We start from the raw sequence: 11,998 nt of genomic DNA on the forward strand, positions 1-11,998 counted from the left end.
GGGCGTTTGCCAAAAGTGACCCGCTGTAAGAGCGTAACCATAAGCCGCCGTTACCTAAATAACGGATATGTACTCAACCCCAACCCCTAGCGAAACCGCGCAATCACCGCCTCCACCACCGGATTCGGCCGCTGGGTATTCCACGCGACAGCCGTAGTCACCACATTGAGTTTCTGACTCAACCCACGAAACACCACATTGGCCGGCGCCAGCTTCTTCAACGACGCCGGCACCAACGCAATGCCCTGCCCATAGCTGACAAACGCGATCTGCGAAGCCACCGACCGCACTTCATGCAGCACCCGAGGCGAAAACCCGCTGGCACGACAGGTCGCGATCAAATTGTCGAAATACACCGGACTGACGTTGCGCGAAAACATCACCAACGGCTCATTCGCCAGGCTCGACAAACTGATCCGCGTACGACTCGCCAACGGATGATCCACCGGCAGCGCCACCACCAGCCGGTCCTCCGTCAGCGGCAATGACTGCACCGAAGCCCCAAGGTCACCATCCAGCCGGGCAAACGCCAGGTCGATATCCCCGGCCTCCAGCGCCGGCAACGCCTCGACGCTGTCGATTTCCCGCACCGACACCGTGAGCTGCGGGTAATCAAGCTTCAGTTGCTCGATCAACCCCGGCAGCACATCAAACATCGCCGTGGAGATCGCGCCGATGGTCAACATCCCCGACTGCCCCGCCACCGCTTCTTCCACGGCGAGTTCCAGGCGCTCCAGCTGCTCGGCGAACTTGCGCACCGCCGGCAGGATCGCCGCGCCCACCGGAGTCAGCTTGGCCCCCCGTCGGGAGCGGTCGAACAGCTTGACCTTGAGCGCCTGCTCCAGCACCTGGATCTGCTCGCTCAGCGGTGGCTGGGACATGCCGAGGCGCTTGGCCGCACGGCCAAAGTTCTGCTCTTCAGCCACGGCCAGGAACAACCAGAGGTGACGAATCAGGCGAAAGTTGATCATGGTCTTATCCATAGGTTAAGCGTATGCAAGGCTTCTGTACTTCGTAATATACCTATCATAGGCACTGCCTGACACTGGCCGCCTCCGTCACCCGAGGCTTGCCCATGACCCCTGACCGTTTGCTCGACCGCCTGGCCGCACTGGACACCAACACCGTGTCCGACGCCCTCGACTTCCTCGGCCTGCCCGGCGCCACGGTGGGCCTGCGCCCATTGTGGAACTGCCCGAAGATCGTTGGCCGCGCCAGTACCGTACTGCTCGGCCCCAAGTCCGACATCGCCCCGACCGTGCACTTGATCACCCCGGTGATCGAACAGGTCGCGACAGACGACCGGGTGCTGGTGATTGCCGGCGGTATCGAGGGCATTTCCTGCTGGGGCGACATCATCGCCAACGCGGCGTTGCGCAAACACATACGCGGTACGGTGATTGATGGTTTCAGCCGCGATATCGACGGCAGCGAAGCCATCAGCTATCCGGTGTACGGACGCGGCGTGACCATGATCAGTGCGCGCAACCGCGTGGTGCAGCTCGACGCCGGCGTGACCCTCAGCGTTGCTGGCGTAAGCGTCAGCGAGGACGACTACGTGATTGCCGATACCTGCGGCACGGTATTCGTGGCCCAGGCGGTGATCGAAAAGGTCCTGGACCTGGGCGAGCGCATTGCCCGCCGCCAGGACGGCATGGTGCAGGCCGTGCGCAGTGGGCGCTCTGTGGTCGAGGTGATGCACGACGCACAGTTTGAGGCGATCAGCCGATGAGTACCGATATCCAGCGGCTGAACCCGCGCCTGGCCAGCGCACAACCGTCTGCCACCTATCGCATCATGGACCGCGTCGCCGAACGCCGGGCGCAAGGCGCGCAGATTATCTCGCTGTGCGCCGGCGAACCGGATTTCGACACCCCGGCGCATATCCGCGAAGCCGCGATCCAGGCCATTGAAACCGGGCATACCCGCTACACCCAGGTGGCCGGTGCGCGGGCCCTGCGGGAGGCGGTGGCGGCGAAGTTCCGGCGCGAAAACGGCCTGGACGTGTCCTGGCAGGACACCCTCGTGTGCAACGGCGGCAAGCAGGTGATCTACAACGCCCTGGCAGCCACACTCAATGAAGGCGACGAGGTGATCGTGCCCGCGCCGTACTGGGTCAGTTACCCGGAGATGGTGCAACTGTGCGGCGGCGAAGCGCGCATCGTCACCTGTGATGCCGACAGCGGTTTCAAGCTGACACCCGAGGCCCTGGCCGCTGCAATGACCCCGAAGACGCGCTGGCTGATCCTCAACTCACCGTCCAACCCCACCGGTGCGGTGTACAGCGAGGGCGAGCTACGGGCGCTGGCCGAAGTGCTGTTGGCCCACCCGCAGGTGCTGATCCTGGCGGACGACATCTACGAGCACCTGATCTTCGACGGCCAGGTGTTCCATACCCTGGCCCAGGTTGAACCCCGGCTGGCACCGCGTACATTGACCATGAACGGCGTGTCCAAGGCCTATGCCATGACCGGCTGGCGCATCGGTTTCGCCACCGGCCCACGCTGGCTGCTGGAGGCCATGGAAAAACTCCAGGGCCAGCAGACCTCCGGCGCCTGTTCGATCTCGCAACAGGCGGCCCTCGCTGCACTGGAAGGCCCCAGGGATTTCATCCGCGACAGCCGCCGGGTGTTCCAGGCGCGCCGGGACTTGATGGTCCAGTTGCTGAACGACACGCCAGGCCTGACGTGCATCAGCCCCGCCGGCGCGTTCTACGCGTTCGCCTCATGCGCCGCGCTGATCGGGCGCACCTCGGCGGGCGGGCGGCTGCTGCGCAGCGATGAAGACGTGGCCCTGGCGCTGCTGGATGAGGCCAATGTAGCCGTGGTGCATGGCAGCGCCTTCGGCCTGGGGCCGTACATCCGCATCGCCTATGCCCTGGACGACAAGTCGTTGCGCCAGGCGTGCGAGGCAATCCGCGGCTTCTGCAGCAGCTTGCTGGCAGAAGAATAAAAGTGATGAGTTCACATAGATAAATATCGCTAATGGTGGCGTGCGCCCCTTCTTAAGATTAAGGCCGAACAGGACAACACTCACAACAACAAGGTCCGCCCCCATGTCTATGCCTGAAGTCATAAAACCCGCTGTGCGCAGCCAATACCGCTGGGTGGTTGCTGCGCTGATTTTCCTGATCTACACCGTGGCCGCCGCCGACCGGGCCAACCTCGGCGTGGCGCTGCCGTTCATTCGCCAGGAATTTGCAATGAGCAACGCCCAGGCCGGTGGCCTGGTCAGCCTGTTCCTGCTGGCTTACGCCCTGGCACAACTGCCGTCGGGCTTTGCCTTCGGCCGCTTTGGCGTCAGCCGGATCCTGCCGGGGGCCATGGTGCTGACCTCCCTGTTGACCGGGCTGGTGGGCACCGCCAGCTCACTGCTGGCACTGAAACTCTATCGCCTGGGCCTGGGTATCGCCGAAGGCCCGCTGCCCATCAGCATGACCACCACCATCAACAACTGGTTTCCGGCACGGGAAAAAGGCACCGCGTCGGGGATCTTTTTATCGGCCGTGAAGTTCGGACCGGTGATCGTGCCGCCGCTGTGTGCCGTGATCATTTCGGTGTGGGGCTGGCGCGAAATTTTCTACTTCTTTGCGATCCCGGGCATCGTACTGGCGGTGGTCTGGTACTTCCTGGTCACCGACCATCCGTCCCGCAGCCGCTTCGTCAACCAGGCCGAACTTCAATACATCGTCGAAGACACCGCAATCGCCCAGACCGCCCGTGTGCACAAGACGCCGGCGTGGGTGAAAAAGCTCGACCGGGTGATCCGCACCCGCGATGAAAAGCCCCTGGAAACCAACCGTCAGGTTTTCACCTCATGGAATATCTGGGGGTGCGCCACCAGCTACTGCTTCCAGCTCGGTGTCTCCAGCGTGCTGCTGGCGTGGATTCCCACCTACCTGATGACCGTCAAGCAGTTCTCGATCATGAACATGGGCCTGGTCTCGGCAGCGCCCTGGGTGGGCGCGGTGCTGGGCAACCTGCTGGGCGGTTTCTGCTCGGACCGCCTGATGGGCGGGCGCCGCAAGCCGGGCATGTTGCTGTCGGCGGTCGGCACCTCGTTGATGATGTACCTGCTGATCAATTCACCGGCCGAGCCCCTGCCCTACGGCTTGCTGCTGATGCTGACCGGCGTGGTGCTGAGCCTCGGCTTCTCGTCCTACATGGTCTACCCGATGGGCCTGACCACCAAGAAGACCTTCCCGATCTCCAACGCCATCGTGAACATGATCGGCCAGTTGGGCGCCGCCGCCACGCCCTTCATCACCGGCCTGCTGCTGGACAACTACGGCTGGAACTACGTATTTGCCTGGCTGGCGATCGGCTCGTTCATCAGCTTCATCATTTTGCTGACCATTGCCGAGCCCCGCCCGGCCTCCAGCCACCCGACCTGATTTGTCACCACCACGAGGAGTTATCCATGTCACCCCAAGACCAAGAATTGGTTGCCCTGTTTGCCGGCCTGGACACCCCGGGCGTGTCCGACGCCCTGGACAAGCTAGGCCTGCCCGGCCAATGCCTGGGAATCATGCCCCTGGACAACTATCGCCAGGTGGTAGTCGGCCCGGCCTTCACGGTGCGCTACGTCAGCGCCAGCACCCCGCCGGGCACCGTAGGCGACTTTATCGATGACGTGGCCGAAGGCGATGTGGTGGTGATCGACAACGACGGACGCATCGACTGCACGGTGTGGGGCGACATCATGACCCAGTACGCCGGCAGCCAGCGGATCGCCGCGACGGTGATCGATGGCGTGTGCCGCGACGTGAGCAAGGCCCTGGGCGACGGCTACCCGCTGTTCACCAAGGGCCGGTTCATGCGCACGGGCAAGGACCGGGTTGAAGTGGAAGCGGTAAACCAGCCGGTGTCCATCGGCCAGGCCCGGGTGTGCGCCCGGGACATCGTGGTCGCCGACGCCAACGGCGTGGTGATCGTGCCGCGCGAGCGGGCCCATGAAGTGGCAGCCTGTGCACGCTCGATTGAAGCGGTGGAAGCGCGTATCCGGGCGCTGCTCGATGAAGGCAAATCCCTGCGTGAAGCCCGCGCAGCGCTGGGTTATCACACCCTGCAACGCAAGGGCTGAAAGGGCCTTCAGTTCGCCGGTCGCAACAGCTGCATCTGCTGGCGATAGTCATCCGTCACCTGCCGCGCCTGACCGCTGCTGGTGATCACCCTCGGCGTGATCAGCACGATCAACTCGGTGCGATCCCTGGACTTGCTGGTGTTGCCAAACAACCAGCGCAGCCCGGGGATTTTCCCCAGGTACGGCACGGCGCTGACGCTCTCGGCGTTGTCCTGCTTGATCAGCCCGCCGAGCAACACGGTCTGGCCGCTTTGCACCGCCACCTGGGTGGACACCGAACGTGTGGAGATGCGCGGGTTGTTGGGCGTGTCACTGCTGTTGGTGGTTTGGTTCTCGGCGTCGCTGACCTGTTGCTGGATGTCCATGTACACCAGGCCGCCCGGGTTGATCCGCGGCACCACGTCGAGGATCACCCCGGTCTGCACGTATTCGACGCTGCTCAAGGTGCTGTCGGCGTTGCCGGTGTTGACCGTGGTCTGGCTGATGGGGATGTTGTCCCCCACCTGGATCTGCGCCGGCTGGTTGTTCATCACCACCAGCGACGGCGCCGACAGCACCTGGGTGCGGCCGTTGGTTTCCAGGGCGTGCAAGGCCACTTGCAGGTTGGAGCTGACGAAGGAATAGAACAGCGAATCCGCGCCCAATCCCGCACCGCCGCCACCCAGGGCGCCCTGGCCGCCAGGGGTATTGGCTACCGTGGTGCTGGTGGAGTTGCCCGCCAGGCGGCCCAGGTACCATTGCACCCCGAGGTCCAGTTCGCCGGTGAGTTTGACTTCGAGGATGCGCGTCTCGATCTGCACTTGCAGCGGCGGGTTGTCGAGGCGCTTGATCGCCGATTCGATCTCCTTCCACTGCACCGGTCGGGTGCGTACCAGCAACTGGTTACTGCTTTTTTGCGCGGTGATCCGGGTGCCGGCGTCGAGGCTTTTGGCAGCGCCCGGCTCTGCATTTTCACCGTCTTCGCTGGCGGCCGGGGCCTGGTCCTCATCGTCACTGACGGGCGGGCTATTGCTGCTGTTGTTCAAGCCACCCGAGGTGCCGCCGCTGGTGTTGAGTGACGACAAGGTCGCCGTGCGCAGCCCCGGCGCCACCTGGGCCGGCGCATCGTCCTTGATCGCGCCGGTGCCGTAGATCTGCCGCAGGTATTTGGCGAGGTCCGTGGCCTTCATGTTGCGCACGTCGTAGACGTACATCTGCGGCTCGTTGCCGCCGCCTTCATCGATGGTGTGAATCCAGTCGCCAACTTCACTGAGGTACTGCGGCTGGGACGAGATCGCCACCACCGAATTGGTCCGCTCGATGGGCAGGAAGCGCACCATGCCCGCCAGGGGCATGCCGCTGTCGGGGCCAAACATTTTTTGCAGCTCGGGCATCAACTCTGCGACCGAAGCCCGTTGCAAACCGAACACCCCCACCGACATCCCCTTGAGCCAATCGACGTCGAAGGTGTCGATGGTGTCCTGATAGTTGGCCAACTCATCCGGCGTACCGGCCAGGCTCAGCACGTTGCGTGCCGGGTCCACCAGCAGGAATGCGTTTTCCCGGGCGAACGGCTTGAGCAGTTTCTGCATTTCCGTGGCCGAGATATAGCGCAGCGGAAACAGCCGTGCGGAGAGTCCGCTGGAGGGTTGCGACACGCTCATTTCCGGCACCAGCTTGCCCGCCACCGCCTGGTTGGCGGGCAGAATCACGTAGCGCTGGCCCTGGCGGATCATCGCGTTATCGGTCCAGGACAACAGGGTTTCGAGGATCGACAGCGCCTGTTTCTTGTTCACCGGCTTTGAGGTGGAGAAGCTTACGTTGCCTTTCACACCCTGGGCGATGCTGTAGTTCTCGTGCAGCAGGTCGCCCATGACGCTGTTGATCACCGCCTCAATCGGCTGGTCGGCGAAGTTGAACACGATGTCGCCGCTGGCTTCATCCTTGACCGCCGGCGCCGGTGCGGGCTGGCGCACGAACTGCTGGTTACCGCGAATCAACTGGCGCTGGGGCGGCGTAGGCGCCTGGGGTTGGCGGCTGTCGGCCGCAGGCGACTCGCTGGCCGGGTCCAAGGGCGGCCGTTGCGAACCGGTGCCCTGCATCGCCTCGTGAAGCAAGGCATCGTCCGGGTCGAGGTGATCGGGGAATGACCCACAGCCGCCCAAGGCGACGGCGGTGGCCAGGCAAAACACGCTGGTGCGCAAGGCGCTAGGGGAAGTATCGATCAAGGGGCGGGCTCGTGAGGAAGGGAAATCGGTGGTGTGGTGGACGGCGGCGGCAAACGCGGAACGCTGAGGCTCAGGGTTTGCGTGCGGCCATCCAGCACAAAACGGGCGTGCAGCGGTGTCAGGTGTTCCAGGCGCCAGCCGTTGGGCAGAGTCTGGCCTTGGTGGACCTTGAGCGGCGGGCCCTCGTCACGCTTGAGCAGCGCGACGCGCAGGTCGCCATCGAGCAGCACGCCGGTCAACTTCAGGCTCGACAGGCTGGAAATCTCGGCCTGGCCAACGGCGGCATCGGGGCTGCGGTCGGGGCTGAACAGCGGCGCTTGCCAGGTGCCGGCGAGGCTTTCCAGGGTCGCACTCGGGGCCACGTGAACCTTGGCCGAAGCATTGGCGCGCGCGGCGGAGGCAGGCTCATCCAACCACTGCGGCGCATCGCCGATGCTGCTCAGGATGCCCACCATCAGCAGGCCCAGCAGCCCGGCCACACCGAGCAACACCCACTCGAGGGCGCGCAATGAATTGATCATCGGCGGGCCTGCGTGGCGGCTGCCGGTTGCAGATAACCGCGCACCAACAGGTGCACCACCAGCTTTCCGGCACCGCCGCTGGCGGGGGCATTCGGCCCGCGACGGACGCTCATTTCATCCACGAACAGGAACGGTCGCTGGTACTCAAGCTCATGCAGGATCGCGGTCAAGGGTTCGATGGCGCAGTTGAGGGTCAGGCTGACTTTGACCTGGCGATAGGGCTCGGTATCGTCCTGCTCCGGGGTGATGGGCATGCGCTGGGTCAGGCTGCAGCCGCCGCCGAGGCCGGCGCGGCTGTTGATCAGGTCGGCGATGCGCTGCATCAGGTCCGCCGCCACGGCGCTGGGGTCATCCCCCGGCAACAGGCTGGTGCTGCTGGCCGGGTCCTGGCGGGCTTGCTCCAATTGCTCACGCAAGGCGGCGCCCTGGTGCAGCAGGCCCGCATAGCGTTGCTGTTGTTCGCGCAGCTGTTCGGCCTGCTCGCCCATGGCACGCAATGGCCCGGCGAACCAGCTGTCGATCAGCAGCCAGTAACCGCCGCCCAGCACCAGCGCCAGGACCAGCAAGGCGGCGCCGCGACGCTCACGGGGTGTCAGTGGTCGGCGCATCGGCGGCCTCCTGGTGCAAGTGGGCGCGCAGGGAAAACTGATCCTTGCCGGTTTGCGCATCGGGTTGGATCACCCCTTCGAACTGGGGGTTTTCCAGGCTGTGGCAAGCCTTGATCCGGGTGATCAGGGCACTCGCCTTGGCGCTCTGCCCGGAGAAGGACACGTCGGCGCCGTCGTTGACCTCCAACTGGTCGATCCAGGTATCGGCGGGCAGGCAGGCGGTCAGCTCGTTGAGCAACGCCGCCAACGGCGGTTGTGCCGACTTGCGGCGAATCAGGTACTGCGCGGCGCCACGGGTATTGAGCAGTTGCTGGCGCAGGCTCTGGACCTCGGCGACCTGGGCTTTCTGTTGTTGCACCTGCGCCTGCATGACGTCGAGCACCCGCTGGCGGTCGTTGAGCCACAGCAGCATCGCGGCAATCAGCAAGGCGCCGCACAGCCAGGGCAGGCTGCGTTGCAAGCCCTTCCCGGCCGGGCGCTGGCGTGGGCGCAACGGCGCCGGCAGCAGGTCGATGCCCATTGGCCCGTCCACATCCACCGCATGGGGCTGCAAGCCGAGGGCAGCGCAGTCCAACAGGATTTGATCCAGGCGCTCCCGCAGGATGGCCACCAGGGTCACCTGCACATGCGTGGCGGTGCGCCGTTCCTGACGGGCCACGAAGTACAACTGTTCAGCCTCGAACGGGGTAAAGCGGTCCAGCTCATAACCCACCACGGTCGACAGGTTGCGCGCGGCCGCCAGGGGCAGTTGCAGGGTTTGCAGCAACACCGCCGAGGGCGCGAGCACCAGCACCTGGCACACCTCGTCGGCAGGTTTTGCCACCGGCCCGGTCAACGGCCAGTGGTAGCGGTGCTCGAGGATGTCACGGACCGACAGCCACGCCGGCAGGCAGCCACGCAGCTCCTTGAGCCACAGGCGCCAGCCCACTTGCAGCAAGCTGCCGCGCCAGCGCCGGGTGAGCGGTTCGGCCAGCTGTTGAAGGCGCGCCACTGGCGCCGAAAGGTATGGATTCATTCTTGCCAACGCAGCACCCGATAAGGTTGTGCGCTTCCCTCCGATGGGCTCAATAAAACCGTGGTTCGTAACCGGGCGTGGTAACCGCCGGGGCGTTGTGCGCGGCTGTCGATCACCAGCACGTCACCGGGGTCGGCCCCTACTGCGCTCTGCCGGGGCAGGTTCAGCGCCTGGCGCATCAATGGGCTGGCGAAAGCGGGATCGGGCCGGTCCAGGCCGCTCCACAAACTGATTTCCGGGGCCAGCCGGCTGTACAGCGCCTGGGTCATGCCGGGCAATTGCCGCACTTCCTCCACCACGCGGAACGGCGCCAGGCCTGCGTTGCGCCGCATTTCCAGGTCCCTGGCGAGCCGGCTGGCCTGGGCCTGGGTGGCGCCGCAGGCCAGGGCCAGCCGGGCAAAGTCAGCGGCCTCGGCGCTGTTCAAATACAGCTTGCCGCGCTCGCTGTGCAGGCTCACGTGAAGCTGTGCGTCATCAAATACCAGGGGCATTTCGCGGCCGTCGGCGATCCATTGCTTGCGTTGCAGCGGGTCGGCCAGGGCCTGCATGGCCAACGCCACACCCGCCTCCGCTGCCAGCAGCGCCTGGGTATGCTGGCGATGCCACAGGGCCTGGCGGCTTTCCAGTTGTACCCAACCGGCCAGGCCGCCCAGCAGCAAGCTGAGCAACGCCAGTACCCACAGCACCAGCAGCAATGCAACGCCGCGCTGACGCTTCATTCGCCTGATGCTCCGCTGGAGAGGTTCAGCCGCAGGGCAACCACTTGGGTGACCCACGGCACCGGTCCGTTGACTTGTGCTGCAATGCGTACCGCATAAGGCAGGCGTTTGGTCCACGGCCAGTCACTGATCCAACCGGTGGCCTGGCCCTTGGGCGACAGGCCGCGATAGCTGAATTGCAGATCCTCGACGTTCTTCAGCAACACCTGCGGTTCGCTGCGGGTGGCCGGCACGCTCACTTGGGCATTGGACTCAAACCGTGCGAACGCCACCTGCAACTCGCGCTCGGTCAACTGCAAGGTGAAACGCTGGATACCGCCACCGAGCACGCCCGGCAAGGTCGCGACGTATTGCAGGCGCTGGGGAGCGCCGACAAAAAAGCCGTTGGTCTGGCTGTCGTCCTCGGTCACGTCCAGGGGCAGCGCCTCGCTGATGGAAGTGCGCAGGAACTGTTGCGCGGCGCGACTTTCATCCAGGCTGACGGTGTAGCGCTGCGCCTTGAGTACTGCACGGTTGGCTCCCAGGAGCGCGCCGCCCACCAGGGCCAACAACACGCCCAGCAGGCTAAGCACGATCATGATTTCGAGCAACGTGAAGCCCCGCTGCTGCTTCACTGGAGGCTCCCGTCGCGGCTGGCGCGCAGTTTCAAGGTACTGAAATTTGCGCGGCGCGGACCTTCGCTGACGCTGAGATCGAGGCGAAACAAATGTGGCTGACCGATGCGGGTGGGCTGCTGGGCGACGCGCAGTTGCCAGGCAATGCCGTCCAGCTCGCCCTGGCGCACGCCACTGGCCAGGGGCCCCGACGCCTCCTGATCCATCACGCTCAAGGCGGTATGGGTCAGGCGGTCGCTGTGGGCCACCTGCAACAACGAGCGCGCGCTTTGGCCGAACGCGACCAGCAACACCGTGCTGCAGATCGCCATGAGGGTCAGCGCTGCGAGCATTTCCAGCAAGGTGAAACCCGACTGACGCTTCATGGCAATGCCCTGGACTGCACGCTACCGGTCAGCCAGCCGACGTCGATGCGCCAGCGCCGCGTGCCATTGGCCAATAACAGGTTGCCGCCGGTAGAGCTGCCGTCGGGGTAAAACTCCACCGCAGCGCCTGCGTGTTCGGCGGTGTGCAGGGTCACTTGCAGATCGGCCGGCCAGTGCTTGATGGGTTGCCCCGGCGCCTGAAAGCTCAGCCGGGCCAAGTCGAAGACGGTCTTGGCCGACCTGCCGCTGACAATCGCCCGTGCCCGTGTGCTGCGCAGGGCATCCACCATCTGCCCGACCACCTGGCGCTCTTTCGCTACCCGCAGGCCTTGTTGCAGGCCAAATCCCACCAACCCGGCCGCGATGCTGATCAACACGATCACCACCAGCATCTCCAGCAGGGTAAAGCCGCGTTGGAGGGCCGGCATTATTCCCAGTTGCCCAGGTCGGCGCTGTAGCCTTCGCCGCCGGGCTGGCCGTCCTGACCGTAGAAGATCAGGTCGAAGGCGCCATGTTCACCGGGGAAGCGATAGCCGAAGGCATGGCCGAACGGGTCCTTGAGGTCTGAGGGCTTGGCGTACGGTCCGGCCCAGCCGGCGGTGTTGCCGGGCTTGTCGACCAATTGCTGGAGGGTCTTGGGTGGCGAGCCGACGTCCAGGCCGTAGCTCTCGATCTTCATGCTCAGGCTGGCCAGTTGCGCCTTGCCCGCGCCGTATTTGCCCTTGTCGACGTTGCCGCCCACCTGGCGCACCACGATGGTGGCGACGATGCCCAGCAACACGATCACCGCGAGCATTTCCAGCAAGGTGAAACCGCCTTGGCGGCGGGCGGGTTTGAAACGGGTATGGCGCATCGGCTTGCTTCCTT

At 64.8% G+C, this 11,998-nt stretch carries 14 protein-coding genes; 4 read left to right on the forward strand and 10 right to left on the reverse strand.

What is annotated here, in order from left to right:
* Window positions 1-86: 86 nt before the first annotated feature.
* Window positions 87-971 carry a LysR family transcriptional regulator gene (locus HX873_RS13355; protein WP_102368637.1) on the reverse strand — a complete coding sequence of 295 codons (885 nt, stop codon included), beginning with the start codon at window positions 969-971 and terminating at the stop codon, window positions 87-89.
* Window positions 972-1,075: 104 nt separating this feature from the next.
* Here HX873_RS13355 and HX873_RS13360 point away from each other — a divergent pair, with 104 nt between their 5' ends.
* The 4 genes from HX873_RS13360 to HX873_RS13375 all read left to right on the forward strand — a co-directional run bounded on the left by HX873_RS13360 (window position 1,076) and on the right by HX873_RS13375 (window position 5,082).
* The gene (locus tag HX873_RS13360) at window positions 1,076-1,732 is read left to right on the forward strand and encodes an RraA family protein (RefSeq protein WP_008437212.1); all 657 of its coding nucleotides are present in this window, start codon (window positions 1,076-1,078) and stop codon (window positions 1,730-1,732) included.
* Window positions 1,729-2,952 (forward strand): pyridoxal phosphate-dependent aminotransferase, encoded by a 1,224-nt coding sequence (locus tag HX873_RS13365; RefSeq protein ID WP_177122770.1) that lies wholly within the window; start codon window positions 1,729-1,731, stop codon window positions 2,950-2,952. Before HX873_RS13360 ends, HX873_RS13365 begins: the two co-directional genes overlap by 4 nt.
* Window positions 2,953-3,055: 103 nt before the next feature.
* Window positions 3,056-4,393: an MFS transporter gene (locus HX873_RS13370; protein ID WP_023658999.1), complete on the forward strand. Its 1,338-nt coding sequence runs from the start codon at window positions 3,056-3,058 to the stop codon at window positions 4,391-4,393.
* 26 nt (window positions 4,394-4,419) lie between these two features.
* Window positions 4,420-5,082 carry an RraA family protein gene (locus tag HX873_RS13375; protein ID WP_177122771.1) on the forward strand — a complete coding sequence of 221 codons (663 nt, stop codon included), beginning with the start codon at window positions 4,420-4,422 and terminating at the stop codon, window positions 5,080-5,082.
* Window positions 5,083-5,090: 8 nt separating this feature from the next.
* On the opposite strand, the gene gspD is transcribed toward HX873_RS13375, so the two are convergent.
* The 9 genes from gspD to gspG are packed head-to-tail and all read right to left on the reverse strand — an operon-like array spanning window position 5,091 to window position 11,984.
* Window positions 5,091-7,289, reverse strand: coding sequence for a type II secretion system secretin GspD (gene gspD / locus HX873_RS13380; protein WP_177122772.1), 2,199 nt, complete (start codon window positions 7,287-7,289; stop codon window positions 5,091-5,093).
* Window positions 7,286-7,810: a general secretion pathway protein GspN gene (locus HX873_RS13385; protein ID WP_177122773.1), complete on the reverse strand. Its 525-nt coding sequence runs from the start codon at window positions 7,808-7,810 to the stop codon at window positions 7,286-7,288. Before HX873_RS13385 ends, gspD begins: the two co-directional genes overlap by 4 nt.
* Window positions 7,807-8,418, reverse strand: a complete 612-nt coding sequence (gene gspM, locus HX873_RS13390; protein WP_023659000.1) for a type II secretion system protein GspM — start codon at window positions 8,416-8,418, stop codon at window positions 7,807-7,809. The genes HX873_RS13385 and gspM overlap by 4 nt, the downstream gene beginning before the upstream one ends.
* A complete protein-coding gene (locus HX873_RS13395) occupies window positions 8,393-9,433 on the reverse strand; it encodes a PilN domain-containing protein (protein WP_177122774.1) in 1,041 nt (346 codons plus the stop codon). Before HX873_RS13395 ends, gspM begins: the two co-directional genes overlap by 26 nt.
* Window positions 9,430-10,152 (reverse strand): general secretion pathway protein GspK, encoded by a 723-nt coding sequence (locus HX873_RS13400; protein WP_177009916.1) that lies wholly within the window; start codon window positions 10,150-10,152, stop codon window positions 9,430-9,432. The genes HX873_RS13395 and HX873_RS13400 overlap by 4 nt, the downstream gene beginning before the upstream one ends.
* Window positions 10,149-10,766, reverse strand: coding sequence for a prepilin-type N-terminal cleavage/methylation domain-containing protein (locus HX873_RS13405; RefSeq protein WP_003209916.1), 618 nt, complete (start codon window positions 10,764-10,766; stop codon window positions 10,149-10,151). The genes HX873_RS13400 and HX873_RS13405 overlap by 4 nt, the downstream gene beginning before the upstream one ends.
* Window positions 10,763-11,131, reverse strand: coding sequence for a prepilin-type N-terminal cleavage/methylation domain-containing protein (locus tag HX873_RS13410; protein ID WP_177122775.1), 369 nt, complete (start codon window positions 11,129-11,131; stop codon window positions 10,763-10,765). Before HX873_RS13410 ends, HX873_RS13405 begins: the two co-directional genes overlap by 4 nt.
* Window positions 11,128-11,559, reverse strand: a complete 432-nt coding sequence (locus tag HX873_RS13415) for a type II secretion system protein (protein WP_003209913.1) — start codon at window positions 11,557-11,559, stop codon at window positions 11,128-11,130. The genes HX873_RS13410 and HX873_RS13415 overlap by 4 nt, the downstream gene beginning before the upstream one ends.
* On the reverse strand, window positions 11,559-11,984 hold the full coding sequence (gene gspG, locus HX873_RS13420; protein WP_003209911.1) for a type II secretion system major pseudopilin GspG: 426 nt from the start codon (window positions 11,982-11,984) through the stop codon (window positions 11,559-11,561). Before gspG ends, HX873_RS13415 begins: the two co-directional genes overlap by 1 nt.
* Window positions 11,985-11,998: the final 14 nt, after the last annotated feature.

It is taken from the genome of Pseudomonas sp. P7758 (assembly GCF_013386485.1).
GTDB lineage: Bacteria > Pseudomonadota > Gammaproteobacteria > Pseudomonadales > Pseudomonadaceae > Aquipseudomonas.